A 22,484-nucleotide genomic window follows, 5' to 3' on the forward strand; every position below is an offset into this window, starting at 1 on the left:
AGGCGGGTGAGGAGGCGTTACCGCGCCCGCTCACGGCGATGCTGTCAGCCGTTCGGCCGGATCAGCGCTCGACCTCGCCCTTGATGAACTTCTCGACGTTCTCGCGGGCCTCGTCGTCGAAGTACTGGACCGGCGGGGACTTCATGAAGTACGAGGAAGCGGAGAGGATCGGGCCACCGATGCCCCGGTCCAGCGCGATCTTCGCGGCGCGGACGGCATCGATGATGACACCGGCCGAGTTCGGGGAGTCCCACACTTCGAGCTTGTACTCGAGGTTCAGCGGGACGTCACCGAAGGCGCGGCCTTCGAGGCGGACGTACGCCCACTTGCGGTCGTCCAGCCACGCCACGTAGTCCGAGGGACCGATGTGGACGTTGTCGGCACCGAGCTCGCGGTCACGGATCTGCGAGGTGACGGCCTGCGTCTTCGAGATCTTCTTGGACTCCAGGCGCTCACGCTCGAGCATGTTCTTGAAGTCCATGTTGCCGCCGACGTTCAGCTGCATCGTGCGGTCCAGGACGACGCCCCGGTCCTCGAAGAGCTTCGCCATCACGCGGTGCGTGATGGTGGCGCCCACCTGGGACTTGATGTCGTCGCCGACGATCGGGACACCGGCCTCGGTGAACTTGTCGGCCCACTCCTTGGTGCCGGCGATGAAGACCGGGAGGGCGTTGACGAACGCGACCTTGGCGTCGATGGCGGCCTGGGCGTAGAACTTCGCCGCGACCTCGGAACCGACGGGGAGGTAGCAGACGAGAACGTCGACCTGCTTGTCCTTGAGGACCTGGACGATGTCCACGGGGGCCTCGGTGGACTCCTCGATCGTCTCGCGGTAGTACTTGCCCAGACCGTCGTGGGTGTGGCCGCGCTGGACGGTGATGCCGGTGGTGGGCACGTCCGCGATCTTGATGGTGTTGTTCTCGCTGGCACCGATGGCGTCCGCGAGGTCGAGGCCGACCTTCTTCGCGTCGACGTCGAAGGCAGCGACGAACTCGACGTCGCTGACGTGGTAGTCGCCGAACTGGACGTGCATCAGACCGGGCACCTTGCCGGCCGGATCGGCGTCCTTGTAGAACTCGACGCCCTGCACCAGCGAGGCGGCGCAGTTGCCCACGCCGACGATGGCTACGCGAACCGAACCCATTCCGGTTGCTCCCTGTGTGTAATGGTGGTCCCGACGGAGGCTCCCGCGATGTGCGGGGTGCCGTCGGGCGGTGTCAGTTGGACGGATCCGGCGGGGTGTCATCCCGGCGCCGGGGCAGGCCGTCCGCTTCTTCTGCTGTGTCCTGCTGAGGGGAACCCCCGGGGGCGGACCGTCGCCGGTCCCGTCCCGAGCGTTCGCTCTCGATGAGCTCGTTCAGCCAGCGCACTTCGCGCTCCACGGACTCCATGCCGTGTCGCTGCAGCTCAAGTGTGTAGTCGTCGAGTCGTTCACGGGTGCGGGCGAGAGAGGCGCGCATCTTCTCCAGGCGCTCCTCCAGCCTGCTGCGCCGGCCTTCCAGGACGCGCATCCGCACATCGCGTTCGGTCTGGCCGAAGAAGGCGAAGCGAGCGGCGAAGTGCTCGTCCTCCCAGGCGTCCGGGCCGGTCTGCGAGAGCAGCTCCTCGAAGTGCTCCTTGCCCTCTGCCGTCAACCGGTACACGATCTTCGCCCTGCGGCCCGCGAGTGAGGAGGCGGGCGTCGCAAGATCGGCCGGGGCGGTGCTCGGCTCCTCGATCAACCAGCCACTGGTGACCAGCGTCTTGAGGCAGGGATAGAGGGTGCCGTAGCTGAAGGCGCGGAAGATGCCCAGCGAGGTGTTGAGGCGTTTGCGCAGCTCATAGCCGTGCATCGGGGACTCGCGGAGCAGTCCGAGGACAGCGAATTCGAGGATGCCGGAGCGTCTGCTCATCTTCGCCTCCTCTGCTGTCGGGTGGTCCCGTGATGCACCGGCGACGCACTTATGCCGCCCTGATGTATCGACTCGATACATCAGCACGATAGATCGGTCCGCGATGTTCGACAAGGGCTGGCTTCGTGAACGGCGTCACATCACTAATTCGTAGCAAGCGACTTGCGTCATTTGGGGTGAAGTTCGGCCCTAGATGGGTTTTGACCGTGCGTAGTCTGTCCGGCATGCAGATCACCGGGAACCGCGAGGCGCCGCCGGGCGTCAGACTTCGCGGACTGCCGGATGTACTGCGGATGAGCCTTCCGCAGGGCCTGTCCGCAATTCGGGGGGACCGGATCTCAACTGCCGCTTCCAGGCGCTCTCGCCTGCCCGAGGAGTAGTCGTTCGATGAGCGAGCACCGTCGCAAAACGCCTCAACCGCAAGACGGGGGGCGTGCCGCGGCCCGACGAGCCGCGCCGCAGTCAGCAGGACGCCGCGCAGCACCATCACCCAGAGTGACGAACAAGTCACCTGCCGAGCCGTATGCCGAGGAGCGCCCGCCGGGCGGCCGCGCCGAAGCGCGCCGTGCCGCACAGCGCGGCGGCCGTCGGCGCGGGGCCGAGGGCCCCGGCTCCGGCGGACCGGGCGGCGGCGGGGGAGGTGGCCGACGCCGCGGCGGGGGTCCCGAGGGCCCCGGGCGGGGCCGGGGGGACGGCGGGCCTGAGAAGAAGCGGATCATCGACTACCCCCGTTACGGCCGATACGGGTACCGCCGCTGGGTGCCGTCGTGGAAGCTGGTCTCCGGCCTCTGTCTGAGCTTCCTCGGCCTCCTCATGGGTATCGCGGGCGTCTCGTACGCGCTGGTGCAGACCCCGGAGGTCAGCAAGGCGGCCAAGGCGCAGAACAACGTCTACTACTGGGCCGACGGCTCGCAGATGGTCGCGACCGGTGGCGAGTTCAACCGCCAGGAGATCAGCTACGCGCAGATCCCGGCGGCCATGCGCTACGCCGTGATCTCGGCCGAGAACAAGTCGTTCCAGACGGACCACGGCATCGACCCGATGGGTATCGCGCGAGCCCTGTTCAACATGGCCAAGGGTGGCGAGACCCAGGGCGGTTCGACGATCACCCAGCAGTTCGTGAAGAACTCGATGCTCACCCAGGAGCAGACGGTCACCCGTAAGTTCAAGGAACTCTTCATCACGCTCAAGGTGGGCAGCAAGATGAAGAAGGAAGACGTGATGAAGGGGTACCTCAACGTCTCCTACTACGGCCGGGGCGCCTCCGGGCTCCAGGCCGCGGCACGTACGTACTACGACAAGGACGCCACCGACCTGAACCCGAGCGAGTGCGCCTTCCTGGCCACCCTGCTCAAGGGCGCCAGCTACTACGACCCGGCCGGTGTCCCCGAGGTGGACCCGGTGGAGGCGACCCCCGAGAAGAACCTGCATCGCGCCACGCTCCGCTGGAAGTGGATCCTCGACGAGGAGGTCAAGGACGGCCATCTCGACGCGGCGGAGCGGGCCAAGTACACGAAGTTCCCCATGCCGGTGGAGCCGAAGAAGAGCGCCCAGCTCAGCGGCCAGACCGGTTACCTGGTGGACCTGGCCAAGAAGTACTTCCTCGCCAACAACAAGGCGAACATCGACGCAGACCTCCTCGCGCAGGGCGGATACGAGATCCACACGACCTTCGACAAGAAGAAGGTCCAGCAGCTCACCACCGCTGTGAAGCGGGTCTACGACGAGAAGATCGACGTCAAGAAGCGACCGAAGCTCGACGCCTACGTCCAGTTCGGCGGCGCCTCCGTCGACACCAGCACCGGGGCCATCCTCGCCATCTACGGCGGGCAGGACGCCACCAAGCACTACACCAACAACGCCGACGCCACCGGTGCGCAGGTCGGGTCGACCTTCAAGCCGTTCGTGCTCACGGCTGCCATGGAGTACGGCAAGAGGGATCCGAGCCTGGGGTCCGAGCAGAGCGAGTCCCAGCGCACACCGGTCTCGCCGAAGAGCATCTACAACGGCGACAACGAGCTGAAGATCAAGGACTGGACCGGGCAGCCCTGGGAGAACAAGAAGGGCGAGCAGTGGCTCCAGACCAACGACGACCACACGTCCTACGGTGACGTGGACCTGCGGTACGCGATGCAGGAGTCGATCAACTCGCCCTACGTCCAGCTCGGCATGGACGTCGGTACGGACAAGGTGAAGGAAGCGGCCATCTCGGCGGGCCTGCGCGACGACTCGTTCATGGCCGACGACCACGTTCCGTCCTTCTCCATCGGTACCTCCTCGCCCAGCGCGATCCGCATGGCCGGCGCGTACGCCACGTTCGCCACCAGCGGCAAGCGGAACGACCCGTTCTCGGTCACCGAGGTCAAGCACGAGGGTGAGGTCATCTACCAGCACGCGAAGAAGACCCAGACCGCCTTCGACCCCGCGATCGCCGACAACGTCACCGACGTGCTCCAGAACGTCGTCGAGCACGGCACGGGAACCCCCGCCCAGATCCCCGGTCGTGACGTGGCGGGCAAGACGGGTACCACCGACGAGAACAAGTCGGCCTGGTTCGTCGGGTACACCCCCCAGATCTCCACCGCCGTCAGCATGTTCCGCCTGGACGACAACGAGAAGCACAAGGACCGCACCTTCCAGAGCATGTACGGCACCGGTGGAGAGAAGAAGATCCACGGTGCGTCGTTCCCCGCGCAGATCTGGCACGACTACATGGCCGGCGCGGTGAAGGGCATGAAGGTCGTGGAGTTCCCCAAGCCAGGCCCCGTCGGTGAGAAGGTCTACGGCGGCGGCGCCAGCCCCAGCCCGTCCCCCTCGCCGACCCCCAGCACCGCCTCGCCCACGCCGTCCGAGAAGCCGACCGTGGATCCGACTCCGACGACCTCGGCCCCCCCGACCCCTACCCCGAGTGACACCTGCACCACCTGGGGATGGAACACCTGCGCCCCCGACGCGGCCACCGGTACCGGAGCGGAGGGTGGCACGGACACGACCGGCACGACCGAGGGCACCGACACCACCGGTACGACGGACGGCAGCGACGCCGCCGGTACGGACTCCTCCACCACCACCGGCAACACCAACGGCACCACCAACGGCAACGGCAACGGCAACAACAGCACGGGCACCACCACCGGGCTCTTCAGCACCGGCGGAGGCGGCGGATAGCCGAAGCCGCCTCCGGGCCCGTACCCGGGCCGCCTACGAGGGCCGTCCGCACCCAGCCGGGTACGGACGGCCCTCGGTCGCGTCCGGCGGTCCCCCGCCTCCCGCACAGCCCGGTACGGCAGGATGTGGCGCATGCCAAGCGCAGAAGAGACCAGCGAGGAACAGGAGCGTCCCGTCGCACCCACGCGACGGGACGAGATCGCCGCTGCGGGGAGCGAGTTGATCGGCGGCCCGGCGGGCCGGTTCGCGCGCTTCGGCGGCGGCGGGCTGACGGCCGTGCGCGTGGTCGCCCTGGTGGCGATCGGGATGTTCGCGCTCGGCATGGTGCAGAAGCTGCCCTGCTACAACTGGGCCTGGTTCAGAGGGGCCAGCTCGCAGTACACCCACGCCTGCTACTCAGACATCCCCCACCTCTTCGTCGGCCGGGGCTTCGCTGACGGGCTGCTGCCCTACTTCGACCGGCTCGGCGGCGACATGCAGTACCTCGAATACCCGGTCCTGACCGGGTTGTTCATGCAGGTCGCCTCCTGGCTCACGCTCACCCCTCACAGCGACCCGATGCAGCAGCGCGAGCAGATGTACTGGCTCGTCAACGCCGGCATGCTGATGATCTGCGCGGTGGTGGCGGTCGTGTGCGTCGCGCGTACCCACCGCCGCCGCCCGTGGGACGGGCTGCTGGTCGCTCTGGCGCCGGCCCTCGCCCTCACCGCCACGGTCAACTGGGACCTGCTGGCCGTCGCCCTGACCGCCGCCGCGATGCTCATGTGGTCGCGCGGCAGGGCGGTCGCGTTCGGTGTCCTGATCGGCCTGGCGACGGCGGCGAAGCTGTATCCGGTCCTGCTGCTCGGTCCGCTCCTGGTGCTCTGCTGGCGCGCGGGGAAGTGGCGGCCGTTCCTCGTCGCCACGTTCTCGGCCGTGGTCGCCTGGGCGGTGGTGAACTTGCCGGTGATGCTGTACGCCTGGGAGGGGTGGAAGAAGTTCTACACCTTCAGCGAGGTCCGCACCATCGACTTCGGGTCGTTCTGGCTGATCGCCCAGCAGCGCCTGGGACGGCCCATCGACGTCTCCGTCGTGAACCTGGGTTCCGCGGTGCTGATGGTGCTCTGCTGCCTCGGCATCGCGGCGCTGGCCCTGGTCGGGCGGCGCAGGCCCAGGTTCGCCCAGCTCGCGTTCCTCGTGGTGGCGGCCTTCGTCCTCACGAACAAGGTCTACTCGCCGCAGTACGTGCTCTGGTTGATCCCGCTCGCCGCGCTGGCCCGTCCGCGCTGGCGGGACTTCCTGATCTGGCAGGCGTGCGAGGTGCTGTACTTCCTCGGCATCTGGATGTACCTCGCGTACACGAGCAGCGGGGACAAGCACCAGGGGCTGCCGCAGGACGGCTATCAGCTCGCCGTCGTCCTCCACCTGCTGGGAACGCTCTACCTCGTCGCCCTGGTCGTGCGGGACATCGTCCTGCCGGAGCGTGACGTGGTGCGGCAGGACGGCTCGGACGACCCCTCCGGCGGTGTGCTCGACGGGGCGCCGGACAGATTCGTGCTGGCGCCGCTGGGCAGCCGGGAGTACGAGGACGAGGCTTTCTGGGGCGAGCCGGCCGACTGGGGAGCGGTGCGCGGCGGCGGGACCGGCGACTGACCGGTCCCGCCCGGCGGGTTTCCCGTGTCCCGAACGGGGTCGCGTCAGCGCTCGACGAGACGGTCGAACTGGGTGGTGGTGTGGCGCAGATGTGCCACGAGTTCGTCGCCGACCCGCGGTTCCTGGGCGTCCGACGGTACGAACAGGATCGACACCTGCATGTGCGGCGGCTCGGCGAACCAGCGCTGCTTGCCCGACCAGACGAACGGCGACAGGTTGCGGTTGACCGTGGCGAGCCCGGCGCGGGCGACGCCCTTGGCGCGCGGCATCACCCCGTGGAGTGCCTTGGGAGCCTCCAGTCCGACCCCGTGCGACGTACCTCCGGCGACGACCACCAGCCAGCCGTCGGACGCGGCCTTGCCCTGCCGGTAGCCGAAACGGTCGCCCTTGACGACGGGAGTCACGTCCAGCACGGCACCGCGGTACTCGGTGGCCTCGTGGTCGCCGAGCCAGAGCCGGGTGCCGATGCGGGCGCGGAAGCGGGTCTGCGGGAACTGCTGCTGCAGCCGGGCCAGTTCCGCGGCCTTGAGGTGGCTGACGAACATGGTGTGCAGGGGCAGCCGGGCGTTGCGCAGGCGGTCCATCCAGCCGATGACCTCCTCCACCGCGTCCGAGCCGTCGGTGCGGTCCAGCGGGAGGTGCAGCGCGAAGCCTTCGAGGCGGACGTCCTCTATGGCGGCGTGGAGCTGTCCCAGCTCCTCTTCCCTGACTCCGTGGCGCTTCATCGAGCTCATGCACTCGATGACGACCCGGGCGCCGACGAGGCCGTGCACCCCGTCGACGGAGGAGACCGAACGGACCACGCGGTCGGGCAGCGGAACCGGTTCCTCACCCCTGCGGAACGGCGTGAGGACGAGCAGGTCGCCGCTGAACCAGTCCTTGATCCGGGCGGCCTCGTACGTGGTCCCCACTGCCAGCATGTCCGAGCCGAAGCGGATGGCCTCGTCGGCCAGACGCTCGTGCCCGAAGCCGTAGCCGTTGCCCTTGCAGACCGGCACGAGGCCCGGGAACTGATCGATCACGGACTTCTGGTGCGCCCGCCAGCGCGCGGTGTCGACGTAGAGGGAGAGCGCCATGGCCGGCCCGGAACCTTTCTGGTGGCTGCGGTGTGTCAGAGATCGCAGAGCGTACGGAGAAACCAAGAGGAACGGACGGGCCCGGTCGTTCACCGGGCCCGGCGCGTCAGCGTCGCGACATGTAGATGTCGAGCGCCTTGTGCAGGAGCTTGTTGAGCGGGAAGTCCCACTCGCCGACGTACTCGACGGCTTCCCCGCCCGTACCGACCTTGAACTGGATCAGGCCGAAGAGATGGTCGGTCTCGTCCAGGGAATCGCTGATGCCGCGCAGGTCGTAGACGGTCGCGCCCATCGCGTACGAGTCGCGCAGCATCCGCCACTGCATCGCGTTGGAGGGCCGGACCTCGCGGCCGATGTTGTCGGAGGCTCCGTAGGAGTACCAGACGTGTCCACCGACGACGAGCATGGTGGCCGCGGAGAGGTTGACCCCGTTGTGGCGGGCGAAGTAAAGCCGCATCCGGTTGGGGTCCTCGGCGTTGAGGACGGACCACATGCGCTGGAAGTACGAGAGGGGGCGCGGGCGGAAATGGTCGCGCACGGCCGTGATCTCGTAGAGCCGCTGCCACTCGGCGAGGTCCTCGAAACCGCCCTGGACGACCTCGACACCGGCCTTGTCGGCCTTCTTGATGTTGCGGCGCCACAGCTGGTTGAAGCCCTTGAGGACGTCCTCGAGGGAGCGGTTCGCGAGCGGCACCTGGAAGACGAAGCGGGGCTGCACGTCACCGAAACCGGCGCCGCCGTCCTCGCCCTGCTGCCAGCCCATCTTGCGCAGCCGGTCCGCGACCTCGAAGGCCCGCGGCTCGATGACCGTCGCCTCCACGTCCCGCAGGCGCTTCACGTCCGGGTCCTGGATGCCTGCCTTGATCGCGGTGGAGTCCCAGCGCCGGATGACGACCGGCGGGCCCATCTTCACCGAGAAGGCCCCCTGCTGCTTGAGGTGGGCGAGCATCGGCTGCAGCCACTCGTCCAGGTTGGGCGCGTACCAGTTGATGACCGGGCCCTCGGGGAGATAGGCGAGGTACCTCTTGATCTTCGGAAGCTGTCGGTACAGCACCAGTCCGGCGCCGACGATCTGACCGTTGTTGTCGAACCAGCCGAGGCTCTCCGACCGCCATTCCGTCTTCACGTCAGCCCACGCCGGGACCTGGCAGTGACTGGCCGCGGGCAGACTCTGGATGTACGCCAGATGCTGCTCGCGGCTGATGGTCCTCAGGGTCAGGCTCATGCGGGGCGCTCCTCGGCAGGTGTGTCCCCATCGGTCAGGGGCTCCGGCTCTCGCGCCGAAGCCTACTGTGAGCGGGGAGCGCCCGTTCTGGCCCGTACGGCACTTGGCCGCGAGGCGGTGTCCTACGGGCCCCGGCGGAGCTGCCGCCGGGGCCCGTACAGGACGTGAGGGTCAGCTGACCACGCTGCCGAAGAGGCCTCCGTGGGCCATTCCGAGGTAGAAGCCCACCGCGGAGGAGCCCAGCCCCATGATCAGGGCGAACCGTTCCCAGGTGGTCCTGGACACCCACATCCCGTATCCGCCGGTCAGGATGCCGATGAGGCCGGCCCACGAGCTGAGCAGGTGCAGGTTGTGGAACATGGCGGTCACGAACGCGAGGATGCCCAGAACCCCGGTGACCAGCATCAGGGCGTCCTGGAGCGGATGGGGCCTGCCGTCCGTGGCGAAGAGGGAGCCGGTGGGCCGGTTCCGCGGGCGGGTGTGCGCTACCTGGGCCATGAAAGTGCCTCCTGACGAAGGGGCGGCGCACTGAGACGCCGCTCACATCCGATATGTACAGATTGCGCATCCTTGGCCCTGGATTTCAACCCGGGGGTACATGGCAGGTAGTCTGTACGGTCTGCACCGGTGTCTGCCTTGAGCTGCCCGGCGGCCCTCTCCCTGAGGCGCCCGCCGAGCCCGCTGTTTCGCCCGACGGACACCGATGCGTACGCATCACGACCCTCCTGCCACGGAACGACCGTGGCCGCTGAGTCCAAAGGAGGTGGGTTCCACATGCGTCACTACGAAGTGATGGTCATCCTCGACCCCGATCTGGAAGAGCGTGCTGTCTCTCCCCTGATCGAGAACTTCCTCTCCGTCGTCCGTGAGGGCAACGGAAAGGTGGAGAAGGTCGACACCTGGGGCCGTCGTCGGCTCGCCTACGAGATCAAGAAGAAGCCCGAGGGCATCTACTCGGTCCTCGACCTGCAGGCCGAGCCTGCGGTCGTCAAGGAGCTCGACCGCCAGATGAACCTGAACGAGTCGGTCCTCCGGACCAAGGTCCTCCGTCCCGAGACCCACTGAGCATCTAGCTCAGCGGTCATCGGGTTCGAGTAGCAGCCAGCAGCAAGCAATCCCCGCCGAGAGGTTCATCCATGGCAGGCGAGACCGTCATCACGGTCGTCGGCAATCTCGTCGACGACCCCGAGCTGCGCTTCACCTCTTCCGGTGCGGCGGTCGCGAAGTTCCGTGTCGCGTCCACACCCCGCATCTTCGACCGGCAGACCAATGAGTGGAAGGACGGCGAAGGCCTGTTCCTCACCTGCTCGGTCTGGCGTCAGGCGGCGGAGAACGTCGCGGAGTCGCTTCAGCGAGGCATGCGCGTCATTGTGCAGGGCCGGTTGAAGCAGCGGTCCTACGAGGACCGTGAGGGCATCAAGCGCACGGTCTACGAGCTGGACGTCGACGAAGTCGGCCCCAGCTTGAAGAGCGCCACGGCCAAGGTCACCAAGACCGCAGGTCGCAGTGGCCAGGGTGGCGGCCAGGGTGGATACGGCGGTGGCCAGCAGGGCGGCGGCAACTGGGGCGGCGGTCCCGGTGGCGGTGCCCCGCAGGGCGGCGGCGGCGCTCCCGACGCCGACCCGTGGGCAACCGGCGCACCCTCCGGCGGCCAGCAGGGCGGGGGCCAGGGCGGCTGGGGCGGAAGCTCCGGCGGTTCCAGCGGCGGCGGCGGCTACTCGGACGAGCCTCCTTTCTAGGACCGGCTCGTACCCCACTTCTTGATCACACAGGAGAAACACCATGGCGAAGCCGCCTGTGCGCAAGCCTAAGAAGAAGGTCTGCGCGTTCTGCAAGGACAAGACCCAGTACGTGGACTACAAGGACACGAACATGCTGCGGAAGTTCATTTCCGACCGCGGCAAGATCCGTGCCCGCCGCGTAACGGGCAACTGCACTCAGCACCAGCGTGACGTCGCCACGGCAGTCAAGAACAGCCGTGAGATGGCGCTGCTGCCCTACACGTCCACCGCGCGATAAGGGAAGGGTGACGCAAAAATGAAGATCATCCTCACCCACGAGGTCACTGGCCTCGGTACCGCCGGCGACGTCGTCGACGTCAAGGACGGTTACGCTCGCAACTACCTGGTCCCGCGTGGCTTTGCCATTCGCTGGACCAAGGGTGGCGAGAAGGACGTGGCGCAGATCCGCCGCGCCCGCAAGATCCACGAGATCGCGACGATCGAGCAGGCCAACGAGATCAAGGCCAAGCTCGAGTCCGTGAAGGTCCGTCTGGCTGTTCGCTCCGGCGACGCCGGCCGCCTCTTCGGCTCCGTCACCCCGGCCGACGTCGCTTCGGCGATCAAGGCTGCCGGTGGCCCGGAGGTCGACAAGCGTCGCGTCGAGTTCGGTTCGCCGATCAAGACGCTTGGCGGACACCAGGTGTCCGTGCGCCTGCACCCTGAGGTCGCGGCGCAGCTCGGCGTCGAGGTTGTCGCTGCCTGAGGCAGTGCTCGTACGAGTTAGGTGAAGGGCCGTACCCCATGGGGTACGGCCCTTTGTCGTTTCACGTGAAACATGAACTTCTGCGGGAGTTGCCGCCGTTTCACGTGAAACATGGTGTATCGCCGCCGGGTACGGTGCCCGGGTCAGCGGGCGGCGCCGGTGACGAGCCATCGTCCGGAGCGTGCGCGCAGCCAGAGGGTGATGAGCCGTACGGCCATCATCAGGTCCATGGCCCACCAGAGCGCGGTGAGGCCGCCGCCCAGGGTCGGGATCAGCAGGGCGACCGGAGCGAAGACCGCAAGGGTGACGAGCATGGCCAGAGCGAGGTAGCGCCCGTCCCCAGCGCCCATGAGCACGCCGTCCAGGACGAAGACGACGCCGGCGATGGGTTGGGAGACCGCCACCACCAGCAGCGCGGGCAGCAGCGTGTCCCGTACGGAAGTGTCGCTGGTGAACAGCGGGATGAAGAGCGGCCGGGCGAGCACGATGAGCGCGCCGAGCACCACCCCTGCTGCGAGACCCCACTCCACCATTCGACGGCACGCCTCGCGCGCGCCTTTCGCGTCGTCGGCACCGAGGTAGCGTCCGATGATCGCCTGTCCGGCGATGGCGATGGCGTCCAGAGCGAAGGCTGTGAGGGTCCAGAGCGAGAGGACGATCTGGTGCGCCGCGATGTCCACGTCGCCGAGTCGAGCGGCGACCGCGGTGGCGATGACCAGGACCGCGCGCAGGGAGAGCGTGCGGATCAGCAGCGGAACCCCGGCCCGGGCACTCGCGCGGATGCCCGCCAGGTCGGGGAGGAGTGATGCGTGGTGACGGCGGGCGCCCCGGACGACGACCACCAGATAGGCCACGGCCATGGCCATCTGCGCGATCACCGTGCCCCACGCCGACCCTGCGATGCCCAGGCCGGCGCCGTAGACCAGGACCGCATTCAGGATGGCGTTGGCGGAGAAGCCGCCGATGGCCACGTACAGCGGAGTACGGGTGTCCTGGAGGCCGCGCAGCACTCCGGTGGCCGCCAGTACGACCAGCATGGCCGGTATTCCGAGAGTCGAGATGCGGAGATAGGTGGTCGCGTAGGGGGCCGCCGTCCCGGAGGCGCCGAGGACATCGACGATCCATGGTGCGGTGGGAACGACGGCGGCCACCACCAGAGCGCCGAGGAGGAGGGCGAGCCAGATGCCGTCCATCCCCTGCCGGATCGCGGCGGCGAGATCACCCGCGCCGAGGCGGCGGGCGACGGCTGCGGTGGTGGCGTAGGCGAGGAAGACGAACACGCTGACGGCTGTCGAGAGAAGAGCCGCGGACACCCCGAGCCCGGCCAGCTGCCGGGTGCCGAGGTGTCCCACGATCGCACTGTCCACCATGAGGAAGAGAGGCTCGGCGACGAGTGCGCCGAAGGCGGGCACGGCGAGTGCCACGATCTCTCGGTCGTGCCGTCGGCGGCTGGATGCCGGTGTCGCGGAGGCCTTGGTCATGAGAGCCATCCAATCTTCCACAGGTAATAGATGCAATGCCACTGGAGCCCTTACTTTTGCAGGGCTTGTGCGCTGGGCCACGCGTCATCCTCGGCGATCTTGACCGAAGCGGGAAACTTTTTCTCTCCCACAGTCGGTGGATGGAGAAATGCCAGGTCAGCGACGCGTGCGTCTCGATGCTATGAGTTTGTCCACAGTGCTGTCCCCCGGTCCGTGCACAGGATCGGAGGACTTCTCCACAGCATCTGGTCCGTCGTCCACATGCCCTGTGGATAACCGGATTGGCTGACGGTGTGGAGCGGCCTACCGTGGACCCTCACCCGTACTCCGGCCATCCCTCGAAGCGCGCTGAAGTCGAAGCGCCGGAAGCGGAGTCGGGTGTCCTGTTTGTCGGTGCCGTGCCGTAAGAAAGAGTGGCATGGCTAGGTCCGCGAAGCGGACGGGAGGAGGTGGCCCGGTGAGCATTCCGGAGCCTTTGGACGAGCCCTGGGCCGAGGTCGGTCCGAGCGACCGTCTGCCTGTTTCCCGTCAGCGTCGCGGCGACCGCGGCGACCGCGGCGACCGCGGCGACCGCGGCGACCGCGGCGACCGCGGCGACCGCGGCGACCGCGGCGACCGCGGTGGCCGCGACGACCAGCACGACCGGGACCGTGACAACGGCTGGGACGGCGGCTCTCCGGGATTCGAGCGGGTTCCCCCGCAGGACTTGGACGCCGAGCAGTCGGTCCTCGGCGGCATGCTGCTCTCCAAGGACGCCATCGCGGAAGTCGTGGAGGTCATCAAGGGGCACGACTTCTACCGGCCCGCCCACGAGACCGTCTACACGGCCATTCTCGACCTGTACGCCAAGGGCGAGCCCGCCGACCCCATCACGGTCGCGGCCGAGCTGGTCCGGCGTGGCGAGATCACCAAGGTCGGTGGAGCGCCGTACCTCCACACCCTCGTCCAGTCGGTGCCGACCGCCGCGAACGCCTCGTACTACGCCGAGATCGTCCATGAGCGGGCCGTGCTGCGCCGCCTGGTCGAAGCGGGTACGAAGATCACACAGATGGGATACGCGGCCGACGGAGACGTCGACGACATCGTCAACTCCGCCCAGGCCGAGATCTACGCGGTCACCGAGCAGCGCACCAGCGAGGACTACCTGCCGCTCGGCGACATCATGGAGGGCGCCCTCGACGAGATCGAGGCGATCGGGTCCCGCAGCGGTGAGATGACCGGCGTCCCCACGGGCTTCACCGATCTGGACGCGCTGACCAACGGCCTGCACCCGGGCCAGATGATCGTCATCGCCGCGCGCCCCGCCATGGGCAAGTCGACCCTGGCGCTGGACTTCGCCCGGGCCTGCTCGATCAAGGGCAACCTTCCGAGCGTGATCTTCTCCCTGGAAATGGGGCGGAACGAGATCGCGATGCGTCTCCTTTCGGCGGAGGCGCGGGTGGCCCTGCACCACATGCGGTCGGGCACCATGACGGACGAGGACTGGACGCGGCTGGCCCGGCGGATGCCGGACGTCTCGGCGGCGCCGCTGTACATCGACGACTCGCCCAACCTCTCCATGATGGAGATCCGGGCGAAGTGCCGTCGTCTGAAGCAGCGCAACGACCTGAAGCTGGTGGTCATCGACTACCTGCAGCTGATGCAGTCCGGCGGATCGAAGCGTGCCGAGAGCCGTCAGCAGGAGGTCTCGGACATGTCCCGAAACCTCAAGCTGCTCGCCAAGGAGCTGGAGCTGCCGGTGATCGCGCTCTCCCAGCTGAACCGTGGTCCCGAGCAGCGTACGGACAAGAAGCCGATGGTCTCCGACCTCCGTGAGTCCGGCTCCATCGAGCAGGACGCCGACATGGTGATCCTGCTCCACCGCGAGGACGCGTACGAGAAGGAGTCGCCCCGCGCGGGAGAGGCGGACCTGATCGTCGCCAAGCACCGTAACGGCCCCACCGCCACCATCACGGTGGCGTTCCAGGGCCACTACTCGCGCTTTGTCGACATGGCACAGACCTGATCCGACCGGCGCCGGGTCTCGAACTCCGTGGCCATGTCCCAGGACCGATGACCGTGCGAGGGCAGAGGGGCCAAAGTCGTGAGACCGGCAGGTCAGGTCACTCACTGATTTCGAGAAATGCGTTGTCACGGTGGCTCTGAAGATCCCCACCGAAGGGTCGCAGGGCCACGAGATGATCACGTCATGACTGGAATCGTTCTGATGTCCGACCCGAAGGTCGCAGCCGTTCCCGTGCAGGAGTGCGGTGAACGCCTCGTGGATCTGCGACGAGACGGCCGCCTGCTGATCGACGAGCGGAAGTGGCAGGACTCTGCCGGTGCCTTCGCTCACCTGCGAGAAGGAGTGCTCGACCGCCTCCTCACAGCACAGGCACAGCTACCTCAAGAGTTGCGGTTGCTGTTCGTCGAGGGATATCGCCCCCCGTCCCTTCAGCGGCACTACTTCGACGAATATGCAGCCCGACTGCGCGCTGAACATCCGGAATGGGCCGCTTAGCAGGTTCGCTCGGCAGCCAGCCGCTATGTGTCCCCTCCTGAGATCGCACCGCACAGCGCCCGGGCAGCTGTTGATCTGACGCTTGCTGATGGCGACCGGTGCGAACTCGACATGGGTACACGCCTGAACGCGAGTCCGGAGGAGAGTGCGGGCGCCTGCTACACCCAGGCCGCCAACATCAGCGATCGGGCTCGCTCCCATCGGGACATCCTGAGCACCGCGCTTACCGCTGCCGACCTGGTCAACTACCCCACAGAGTGGTGGCACTGGTGTACGGAGACCGCTACTGGGCCTTGGAGACACAAGCGGCAGTCGCCCACTACGGCCCCAGGGAACTCCATCGACCGCAGACTCCGCCGCATCAGGAGTAGTTCGGCACCATCTGTCGGCCGACGACCTCGATGGGAACCGGTGGAGTGCTGGTGCAGCGGCCGCGCGCGAGAAACGGATTGGCGCGGCAGCGCTGTCTTCGGTAGTCCTTCTGCTCATGACGTCTTGGGATGAAGAACTGCTGCCGGCCACTCGCCGGGCCCTGCTGCACCGAACCGCCACCGCTCAGCGGGAAGGGCGGACCCCTTCGATGGTCGCCGGGGTGCTCCGGGAGGGGCGGATCGGCTGGAGCGGGGGGCGTAGTTGTGTGGACGGACATGAGCCCGACAGCGATACGCAGTACAGGATCGGCTCGATCACCAAGACCTTCACCGCCGTCCTGGTGCTCCGACTGAGGGACGAGGGTCTGCTCGACCTGGACGACCAGGTGGAGAAGTACCTGCCGGGCTCCGGTGTCGGAGGGGTGAGCATTCGCCAACTCCTCGGCCACAGTGCCGGGCTCGCCGCCGAGACCCCTGCCCCGTGGTGGGAGCGGACTCCCGGGGAGACCCGCCCGGACCTGGCCGCCGTCTTGGGCGAGGAGCCCTTCCGGCACCCGGCCGGCCTCCGCCACCACTACTCGAACCCCGGCTACACCGTGCTCGGTTCACTCGTCGAGGCCGTGCGCGGCGACTCCTGGGAGGCGGTGCTGGGGCGCGAGATCCTGGAGCCGCTGGGGATGCACCGTACGAGCGTGGGGCCCCGGGCGCCACACGCGGGGGGCTGGGCCGTGCACCCCTGGGCGGACGTGATGCTGCCCGAGCCGAGCCACGATCTGGGGCTGATGGCTCCCGCCGGGCAGCTCTGGTCGACCGCGGGGGACCTCCTCACCTTCGCGGGCTTCCTCACCGAGGGGGACGACCGGGTCCTGGGTGCCCACTCGGTCAGGGAGATGCGGGCCCCTTCCGTACCGCTCGAGGCCGGCGACTGGACCGGCACGTACGGGCTCGGGCTCCAAGTCGTCCACAGGGACGGGCGTACTCTCTTCGGGCACTCCGGTTCGCTTCCCGGGTTCCTGGCCTGCCTCTGGGTGTGCGCGGAGGACGACGTGGCGGCGGTCGTGCTCACCAACGCCACCTCGGGGCCTTCCCCCGCCGAGGTGGCCCAGGACCTGGTGCGGATCGTCGCGGAGGCGGAGCCGCGCATCCCGGAGCCCTGGCGCCCGCTGCCCGAGGTCGACCAGGATCTGCTGGCGCTGACCGGACCCTGGTACTGGGGAACCCAGCGGTACGTGGTGAGGCTGCTCGACGGCCGAGGCCTTGAACTGGCCCCACTGGCGGGGACGGGCCGGGGTGCGAAGTTCCGGGCGGAGGCGGACGGCGGTTGGACCGGGCTCAGCGGATACCACGCGGGGGAGCGGTTGCGGATCGTGCGGGACGCCGAAGGAACGGTGGCCCATCTGGACCTCGGCTCCTTCGTCTTCACTCGTGAACCGTACGATGCCGCGGCTGCCATCCCCGGGGGCGTGGACCCGGAGGGCTGGCGGGGGCTGGCTCTTTGAGGACTGCTCGGGGGAGGGCTCGGGGGCGCTGAACGGAAGGCTCACCGCCTCGGCGGAGGGGCAGGGCAGAGAGCCGAGAGCAGGCTCTGAACCACCGCGCGAGGGTGTTTCACGTGAAACGCCCCCGCCCGGTTGCCCGCCCTGCTGGCGTGCCGACTGGCCGTCCCCCACAGGTGGAGGCGTATCCGGTGCCCCCTCCCCGCCCGGATGCGCGGTGAGGCCGTGCGCAGGTGCCTCAGAGCGCGAGCTTGAAACCCACGTGACTCGGGGTGAAGCCGAGGCGCTCGTAGAAGCGGTGGGCGTCTGTCCGGGACGCGTCGGAGGTCAGCTGGACCAAGTGGCACTCCTGGCGACGGGATTCGTCGACGGCCCACTGGATCATCTGTGTTCCGAGACCACTGCCCCGCTCCTCGCTGTGTACCCGGACCCCCTCGATGACGGAGCGGGTGGCGCCCCGCCGCGACAGCCCGGGCACGATGGTGAGTTGGGCCGTTCCGACCACTCGATCCCCGCGTACCGCGACCATCAGGTACTGGTTCGCATCGTTCGCGAGCCGGTGGAACGCCCTCTCGTACGGTGAGAGGTCGTCGGGCGACTCGCGCTGTGCGCCCAGCGGATCGTCGGCGAGCAGCGAGACGATGGCCGGGACGTCGGTCAGGATCGCGGGCCGTATCAGCAGTTCCTTCATGATCGGCACCCTATGCAGTGCGCGCCCGGAGAGACACTCCCTACGCGGGGACCTTGAGCCCTTCGACCGCCCGGACGAGCGGGGCCAGTTCGGGATGCTCGGCCGCCTCGTCGAGAGCGGTCCGCAGTGCGGTGTCGTTGGTGGGCCTGGCTTCGGCGAGCAAGGTCATGCCCGCCTCGGTCACGTCGGTGTAGATGCCCCGGCGGTCCGTGTCGCAGAGGTACCGCGTGAGCAGCCCTCTGTCCTCCAGGCGGGTCACCAGACGGGTGGTGGCGCTCTGACTCAGCACGACCGCGTCGGCCACCTGCTTCATCTGGAGGTGGCCGCCGGGGCCCTGGTGCTGTCGGCTCAGTACGCCCAGCAGGGAGTACTCGCGGACGCTGAGGTTGTGACCGGCCTGCAGGGCTCGCTCGATGTGCGCCTCGATCCTTCCGTGCAGCAGGGAAAGAGCGCACCAGCCCTGGGAAAGGGCGGTCAGGGCGGGGTCCGTGGCGGTCATTCGTCTCTCCTCCGTGCTGGAGCTGCTTGGCTCCAGGATAGTGGACATATGCAATAGCCCGCGCTTGCAAATAACCAGCGTCTGCAATTATTGTGGACGCCTGTAAGGCGCAGACGCAATCTTCAGAGAAGGTGAACCCATGCCGCTAGCGCTCCTCGCCCTCGCCATCGGGGCTTTCGGAATCGGGACCACCGAGTTCGTGATCATGGGGTTGCTCCCCGAGGTGGCCGCGGACTTCCAGGTGTCCATCCCGACCGCGGGCTTCCTGGTCACGGGGTACGCACTCGGCGTGGTCGCGGGCGCACCGCTCATGACGCTGCTGGGCACCAGGATCAGTCGTAAGCGCATGCTGATGCTGCTGATGGGCCTCTTCGTCATCGGCAACGTCGTGTCAGCCCTGGCCCCGGTGTTCAGCGTGATGATCATCGGACGGGTGATCGCCTCGCTCGCCCACGGAGCCTTCTTCGGTATCGGATCGGTCGTCGCGGCCGACCTGGTGGCCCCGCAGAAGAAGGCCGGCGCCATCGCCATGATGTTCACCGGTCTCACCGTCGCCAATGTGGTCGGTGTTCCGCTGGGTACGTACATCGGTCAGACCGCCGGATGGCGGGTGACCTTCGTCGTCGTCGCCGCCCTCGGTGTGGTCGGTCTGCTCGGTGTGGCGAAGCTCGTGCCGGAGCAGCCCCGTCCTGAAGGCGTACGACTCCGTCATGAGCTGGCGGCCTTCCGGAACGTGCAGGTCCTGCTCGCCATGGCCATGACGGTGCTCGGCTTCGGCGGCGTCTTCGCCGCGATCACCTACATCACTCCGATGATGACCGGGATCGCCGGCTTCGCGCCGTCCTCGGTCACCTGGCTGCTGGTCCTCTTCGGCATCGGCATGGTGGCCGGCAATCTGTTGGGCGGAAAGTTCGCGGACCGGCATCTGATGCCGATGCTCTTCGTCACGCTCGGCTCGCTCGCGGTCGTGCTGGCCCTGTTCACCGTGACCGCTCACAACAAGATCGCCGCAGCCGTCACCATCGTCCTCATCGGCGCGCTGGGATTCGCCACCGTGCCGCCGTTGCAGAAGCGGGTGCTGGACCAGGCATCGGGTGCTCCGACGCTGGCCTCCGCGGTCAACATCGGCGCCTTCAACCTGGGCAACGCGCTCTCCGCCTGGCTCGGCGGCCTGGTGATCGCGGCCGGCTTCAGCTACACCGCGCCCAACTGGGTCGGTGCAGCACTCGCGGGAGCCGCCCTGATTCTCGCCGTGGTCTCCAGCCTGCTGGAGCGCCATCAGGCGCGGGGCGGCCGGATCGTCGCCGCCCACCTTCCCGAACCGGCCGCCGCGTCCGCCGCGACCCGGTCCTGACTTCCCCCTTCGGGCCGTCCCCACGACCGCCCGTACCTTTCATCGCGTCACGCAGGAGAATCACCATGAGCACCACCCGCCGCACCGCCGTCGCGCCCCTCACCATCGACGACGCGGAAGTTCTGATCGAGGCGGCCCGCACCGCGGCCGAGACCGCCGGTGTCGCAGCCGCCGTCACCGTCCTCGACGCCGGCGGGCACCTGCTCGCCTTCCGCCGGGACGACCGTGCCGTCCTCATCGCGGGCGAGACCAGTACCCGCAAGGCCTACACGGCCCTGCAGCTGAACTCCCCCACGGCCGACCTCGTGGAGGCGGTACAGCCCGGCGGGATCTTCCACTCGCTGACGACCGCGCTCGACCGTCCCCTGCTCTTCGTCGCGGGCGGCGTGCCGGTGCACCGCGACGGTCAGCTGATCGGCGCCGTGGGTGTCGGTGGTGGCGCCCCCGAGCAGGACCACGGGTTCGCCACCGGCGCCGCGGCCTCGCTGGTCTGAGCGTTCTCCCCCACGTTCCGCTCCGCAACCCGTCCGGCCGCGGAGCGGAACGCTGACGCGGCAGTCGCAGGGGAGCGGCTGTCGCGTCAGCCCGTTGCGACGGTCAGTGGTGAGAACCTGCGGCTCCAGTCGCCGGGTACTTCCGGGCATCCCCTGGCCATCACCGCCGTGGTGGAGACGGCGGAGAGGCCGCGGTGAGCGAGCCATTCACGCAGCTCGGTGTGACGGGTGTCGATCTCCACCCTCAGCGGGAGGTCCGTCTCCGAGGCGAGCGAGGTCACCAACGCCTTGGCGGTGTCCGTGTCCGGCGCGATGAGCGGTCCGATCACATGGCTCCCCCCGCTGGGCCAGAGCGCCGCGAACCCCACCAGCTCGCCCGCCCGCTCGGCGACCCGGAAATGATCCGAGAAGGCGGGCAACCGCGCGAGTATCTGCGTCCGCTCGGTACCAAAGGCCGAAGCGTCCAGCGCCACGACCGCCGGCAGGTCCCGGGCCGTCGCCCGACGCGTCGTCGCGACCGAGCCGTCCACTCCTCCGCCGGCCTCCGCCCGTGCGCCCTCCGGCAGAAGGCGTCCGACCGACCTCTCCACCCTTCCCACGACGACGAAGCCGAACTTCTCGTAGAGCGGGCGCCCCTGGTCCGTCGCGAAGAGGGTCAGGGGTGTCCGACCGTGCTCCGCCAGAACGTGGACGAGCAGACGGCGCCCCACGCCCTGCCGCGCGAACCGCTCCGCGACCAGCATCATGCCGAGTGCGGCGTGCGTCGGCTCGTAGGTGGTTACCACACAGGCGGCCGCCAAGCCCTTGCCGGCGGGGTCGTCGATGCCGTATGCCGTACCCGCTCCGAGGAGCAGGCCCCATCGGTGTTCGTCCCGGGGCCAGCCCCGGTCCTCGCTGAGATCGGCACAGGCGACCAGGTCGCCGCGGGCGAGGAGCCGGATGGGCAGGTTGTCGGGCAGGCCGTGCCGGATGGTGGGCATGAGAGTCAGGCTGTCCGACGTCGAGGCGGCCCGTCCACCTTTTTGTCTCTTCCTTCGCCAAGGTTTTCCGTCGGTGTTCCGGGCGGTACGCCTTACATCCCTGGGCCGGTGCGAAGTGCGGCGCCGGTGCGCGGGGCCTGCGGACCCACACGCCACGACGGCCGCTCACGCGTGTTTCACGTGAAACACCACTGCCGGACGGTGCCGGTGTGGTCGGGTACCGGAAATCCCGGACCGAGAGACAGTTCGAGGGCGTGGCAGAGGCAGGGGCTCTCTGACCAGAGGCCCGGCTGGGGACGAACGGGACGCCTCTCCGTGGCCGGTCAACCCCGGCGCGATCCGCAGTCGCGTGCACGCCCTCGGGGACAGGGACGTCCCGCCGCAGCGCATTCACCACGACACCGTCGAGGAGCCGGCGCTGCCCGACCCGGCCCGAGTCACCCCAAGTCGGGTGCGTGCATGGCCCGTACGCCTTCGATGTTGCCGTCCAGGTAGTGGCGGAGGGAGAGCGGGACGAGGTGGACGGCGGCGATCCCCACCCGGCTGAAGGGGATCCGGACGATCTCGTATTCCCCGCAGGGGGCCTCGATCTCGGGGCCGTGGCGTCGCGACAGGTCCATCGACGCCAGTCGGCAGACGAAGAAGTGCTGGACCTTCACCCCGGCGGACCCGTCGTCCGTGATGTGTTCGACGGTGTCGACGAAGCAGGGCACCACATCGACGATCTTGGCCCCCAACTCCTCGTCGACCTCTCGGTGCAGGGCATCGACGACCGTCGCGTCCTCGGGCTCGACCCCGCCGCCGGGTGTCACCCAGTAGGGGTCCACCCCCGGCTTGGTCCGCTTGATCAGGACGAGTCGGTCGCCGTCGAGCAGGATGGCGCGTGCGGTGCGCTTGACCACAGGGCGTTCGGTCATGGCAAGAGAGTGGCCCGCCCACACCCTTCCGAAACTCCCGGCGGGGGGGGGGGGGGGGGGGGGGGGGGGCCCGCGGCGCCCGCCCCCCCCCCCCCCCCCCCCCCCCCCCGCCCCCCCCCCCCCCCCCCCCACCCCCCCCCCCCCCCCCCCCCCCCCCCCGCCCCCCCCCCCCCCACCCCCCCCCCCCCCCCCCCCCCCCCCACCCACCCCAACCAACCCGCGAG

General features: G+C 68.5%; 20 protein-coding genes and 1 pseudogene. 11 read left to right on the top strand and 10 right to left on the bottom strand.

Annotated elements, in window-relative coordinates:
* Nucleotides 1–61: 61 nt before the first annotated feature.
* Together ACFYPN_RS19465 and ACFYPN_RS19470 are read right to left on the bottom strand one after the other, a co-directional pair.
* Nucleotides 62–1,144, bottom strand: a complete 1,083-nt coding sequence (locus ACFYPN_RS19465) for an inositol-3-phosphate synthase (RefSeq protein ID WP_358765454.1) — start codon at nt 1,142–1,144, stop codon at nt 62–64.
* 73 nt (nt 1,145–1,217) lie between these two features.
* Nucleotides 1,218–1,892, bottom strand: coding sequence for a helix-turn-helix transcriptional regulator (locus ACFYPN_RS19470; RefSeq protein WP_358765456.1), 675 nt, complete (start codon nt 1,890–1,892; stop codon nt 1,218–1,220).
* Between the two features lie 387 nt (nt 1,893–2,279).
* Here ACFYPN_RS19470 and ACFYPN_RS19475 point away from each other — a divergent pair, with 387 nt between their 5' ends.
* Entirely contained in the window at nt 2,280–5,060 is a 2,781-nt protein-coding gene (locus tag ACFYPN_RS19475; protein WP_389299625.1) for a transglycosylase domain-containing protein, read from the top strand.
* Between the two features lie 132 nt (nt 5,061–5,192).
* A complete protein-coding gene (locus tag ACFYPN_RS19480) occupies nt 5,193–6,692 on the top strand; it encodes a glycosyltransferase family 87 protein (protein ID WP_389299628.1) in 1,500 nt (499 codons plus the stop codon).
* Nucleotides 6,693–6,736: 44 nt separating this feature from the next.
* Here the strand turns inward: ACFYPN_RS19480 and ACFYPN_RS19485 are convergent, their stop codons facing one another.
* From ACFYPN_RS19485 to ACFYPN_RS19495, 3 genes are all read right to left on the bottom strand, one after another.
* Complete coding sequence (locus tag ACFYPN_RS19485) at nt 6,737–7,768, bottom strand: alanine racemase (RefSeq protein ID WP_358765462.1); 1,032 nt, start codon at nt 7,766–7,768, stop codon at nt 6,737–6,739.
* Nucleotides 7,769–7,874: 106 nt separating this feature from the next.
* A complete protein-coding gene (locus ACFYPN_RS19490) occupies nt 7,875–8,993 on the bottom strand; it encodes a lipid II:glycine glycyltransferase FemX (protein ID WP_389299630.1) in 1,119 nt (372 codons plus the stop codon).
* 171 nt (nt 8,994–9,164) lie between these two features.
* Nucleotides 9,165–9,491, bottom strand: coding sequence for a hypothetical protein (locus tag ACFYPN_RS19495; RefSeq protein ID WP_358765466.1), 327 nt, complete (start codon nt 9,489–9,491; stop codon nt 9,165–9,167).
* A gap of 276 nt (nt 9,492–9,767) precedes the next feature.
* Between ACFYPN_RS19495 and rpsF the strand changes: the two genes are divergently transcribed.
* From rpsF to rplI, 4 genes are all read left to right on the top strand, one after another.
* On the top strand, nt 9,768–10,058 hold the full coding sequence (rpsF, locus tag ACFYPN_RS19500) for a 30S ribosomal protein S6 (RefSeq protein WP_266706588.1): 291 nt from the start codon (nt 9,768–9,770) through the stop codon (nt 10,056–10,058).
* 71 nt (nt 10,059–10,129) lie between these two features.
* Nucleotides 10,130–10,732, top strand: coding sequence for a single-stranded DNA-binding protein (locus ACFYPN_RS19505; protein ID WP_389299633.1), 603 nt, complete (start codon nt 10,130–10,132; stop codon nt 10,730–10,732).
* 43 nt (nt 10,733–10,775) lie between these two features.
* Entirely contained in the window at nt 10,776–11,012 is a 237-nt protein-coding gene (rpsR, locus tag ACFYPN_RS19510) for a 30S ribosomal protein S18 (protein ID WP_003967857.1), read from the top strand.
* 18 nt (nt 11,013–11,030) lie between these two features.
* Nucleotides 11,031–11,477 (top strand): 50S ribosomal protein L9, encoded by a 447-nt coding sequence (gene rplI, locus ACFYPN_RS19515; protein ID WP_358765470.1) that lies wholly within the window; start codon nt 11,031–11,033, stop codon nt 11,475–11,477.
* A 143-nt stretch (nt 11,478–11,620) separates the two neighbouring features.
* Here the strand turns inward: rplI and ACFYPN_RS19520 are convergent, their stop codons facing one another.
* Entirely contained in the window at nt 11,621–12,958 is a 1,338-nt protein-coding gene (locus tag ACFYPN_RS19520; RefSeq protein ID WP_389299860.1) for an MATE family efflux transporter, read from the bottom strand.
* A 475-nt stretch (nt 12,959–13,433) separates the two neighbouring features.
* Here ACFYPN_RS19520 and dnaB point away from each other — a divergent pair, with 475 nt between their 5' ends.
* The 3 genes and pseudogenes from dnaB to ACFYPN_RS19535 all read left to right on the top strand — a co-directional run bounded on the left by dnaB (nt 13,434) and on the right by ACFYPN_RS19535 (nt 17,328).
* Entirely contained in the window at nt 13,434–14,963 is a 1,530-nt protein-coding gene (gene dnaB, locus ACFYPN_RS19525) for a replicative DNA helicase (RefSeq protein WP_389299863.1), read from the top strand.
* Nucleotides 14,964–15,146: 183 nt separating this feature from the next.
* A pseudogene (locus ACFYPN_RS19530) lies at nt 15,147–15,829 on the top strand (M15 family metallopeptidase).
* Between the two features lie 116 nt (nt 15,830–15,945).
* The gene (locus ACFYPN_RS19535; protein WP_358765474.1) at nt 15,946–17,328 is read left to right on the top strand and encodes a serine hydrolase domain-containing protein; all 1,383 of its coding nucleotides are present in this window, start codon (nt 15,946–15,948) and stop codon (nt 17,326–17,328) included.
* A 235-nt stretch (nt 17,329–17,563) separates the two neighbouring features.
* Here ACFYPN_RS19535 and ACFYPN_RS19540 read toward each other — a convergent pair whose 3' ends face one another.
* Nucleotides 17,564–18,016: a GNAT family N-acetyltransferase gene (locus ACFYPN_RS19540; RefSeq protein WP_358765476.1), complete on the bottom strand. Its 453-nt coding sequence runs from the start codon at nt 18,014–18,016 to the stop codon at nt 17,564–17,566.
* A 40-nt stretch (nt 18,017–18,056) separates the two neighbouring features.
* Nucleotides 18,057–18,515, bottom strand: a complete 459-nt coding sequence (locus ACFYPN_RS19545; protein WP_358765478.1) for a MarR family transcriptional regulator — start codon at nt 18,513–18,515, stop codon at nt 18,057–18,059.
* A 139-nt stretch (nt 18,516–18,654) separates the two neighbouring features.
* On the opposite strand from ACFYPN_RS19545, the gene ACFYPN_RS19550 reads away from it, so the two are divergent.
* Nucleotides 18,655–19,869: an MFS transporter gene (locus ACFYPN_RS19550; RefSeq protein WP_389299638.1), complete on the top strand. Its 1,215-nt coding sequence runs from the start codon at nt 18,655–18,657 to the stop codon at nt 19,867–19,869.
* 65 nt (nt 19,870–19,934) lie between these two features.
* The gene (locus tag ACFYPN_RS19555) at nt 19,935–20,363 is read left to right on the top strand and encodes a heme-binding protein (protein WP_358765482.1); all 429 of its coding nucleotides are present in this window, start codon (nt 19,935–19,937) and stop codon (nt 20,361–20,363) included.
* Nucleotides 20,364–20,449: 86 nt separating this feature from the next.
* Here ACFYPN_RS19555 and ACFYPN_RS19560 read toward each other — a convergent pair whose 3' ends face one another.
* Both ACFYPN_RS19560 and ACFYPN_RS19565 read right to left on the bottom strand, forming a co-directional pair.
* Nucleotides 20,450–21,343 (bottom strand): GNAT family N-acetyltransferase, encoded by an 894-nt coding sequence (locus ACFYPN_RS19560; RefSeq protein WP_389299642.1) that lies wholly within the window; start codon nt 21,341–21,343, stop codon nt 20,450–20,452.
* Between the two features lie 437 nt (nt 21,344–21,780).
* Nucleotides 21,781–22,260 carry an NUDIX hydrolase gene (locus tag ACFYPN_RS19565; protein ID WP_358765486.1) on the bottom strand — a complete coding sequence of 160 codons (480 nt, stop codon included), beginning with the start codon at nt 22,258–22,260 and terminating at the stop codon, nt 21,781–21,783.
* Nucleotides 22,261–22,484 lie beyond the last annotated feature (224 nt).

Source organism: Streptomyces sp. NPDC005576, assembly GCF_042871745.1.
In the GTDB taxonomy this organism is placed as follows: domain Bacteria; phylum Actinomycetota; class Actinomycetes; order Streptomycetales; family Streptomycetaceae; genus Streptomyces.

Bases quoted from the DNA above. Each gene is read 5' to 3' on its own strand.
- ACFYPN_RS19475 (WP_389299625.1), top strand. From the start codon at position 2,280: ATGAGCGAGCACCGTCGCAAAACGCCTCAACCGCAAGACGGGGGGCGT.
- rpsF (WP_266706588.1), top strand. From the start codon at position 9,768: ATGCGTCACTACGAAGTGATGGTCATCCTCGACCCCGATCTGGAAGAG.
- ACFYPN_RS19485 (WP_358765462.1), bottom strand. From the start codon at position 7,768: ATGGCGCTCTCCCTCTACGTCGACACCGCGCGCTGGCGGGCGCACCAG.
- ACFYPN_RS19520 (WP_389299860.1), bottom strand. From the start codon at position 12,958: ATGACCAAGGCCTCCGCGACACCGGCATCCAGCCGCCGACGGCACGAC.
- ACFYPN_RS19535 (WP_358765474.1), top strand. From the start codon at position 15,946: ATGACGTCTTGGGATGAAGAACTGCTGCCGGCCACTCGCCGGGCCCTG.
- ACFYPN_RS19560 (WP_389299642.1), bottom strand. From the start codon at position 21,343: ATGCCCACCATCCGGCACGGCCTGCCCGACAACCTGCCCATCCGGCTC.
- ACFYPN_RS19465 (WP_358765454.1), bottom strand. From the start codon at position 1,144: ATGGGTTCGGTTCGCGTAGCCATCGTCGGCGTGGGCAACTGCGCCGCC.
- ACFYPN_RS19495 (WP_358765466.1), bottom strand. From the start codon at position 9,491: ATGGCCCAGGTAGCGCACACCCGCCCGCGGAACCGGCCCACCGGCTCC.
- ACFYPN_RS19550 (WP_389299638.1), top strand. From the start codon at position 18,655: ATGCCGCTAGCGCTCCTCGCCCTCGCCATCGGGGCTTTCGGAATCGGG.
- ACFYPN_RS19540 (WP_358765476.1), bottom strand. From the start codon at position 18,016: ATGAAGGAACTGCTGATACGGCCCGCGATCCTGACCGACGTCCCGGCC.
- ACFYPN_RS19505 (WP_389299633.1), top strand. From the start codon at position 10,130: ATGGCAGGCGAGACCGTCATCACGGTCGTCGGCAATCTCGTCGACGAC.
- ACFYPN_RS19555 (WP_358765482.1), top strand. From the start codon at position 19,935: ATGAGCACCACCCGCCGCACCGCCGTCGCGCCCCTCACCATCGACGAC.
- ACFYPN_RS19470 (WP_358765456.1), bottom strand. From the start codon at position 1,892: ATGAGCAGACGCTCCGGCATCCTCGAATTCGCTGTCCTCGGACTGCTC.
- ACFYPN_RS19545 (WP_358765478.1), bottom strand. From the start codon at position 18,515: ATGACCGCCACGGACCCCGCCCTGACCGCCCTTTCCCAGGGCTGGTGC.
- ACFYPN_RS19490 (WP_389299630.1), bottom strand. From the start codon at position 8,993: ATGAGCCTGACCCTGAGGACCATCAGCCGCGAGCAGCATCTGGCGTAC.
- ACFYPN_RS19565 (WP_358765486.1), bottom strand. From the start codon at position 22,260: ATGACCGAACGCCCTGTGGTCAAGCGCACCGCACGCGCCATCCTGCTC.
- rplI (WP_358765470.1), top strand. From the start codon at position 11,031: ATGAAGATCATCCTCACCCACGAGGTCACTGGCCTCGGTACCGCCGGC.
- ACFYPN_RS19480 (WP_389299628.1), top strand. From the start codon at position 5,193: ATGCCAAGCGCAGAAGAGACCAGCGAGGAACAGGAGCGTCCCGTCGCA.
- rpsR (WP_003967857.1), top strand. From the start codon at position 10,776: ATGGCGAAGCCGCCTGTGCGCAAGCCTAAGAAGAAGGTCTGCGCGTTC.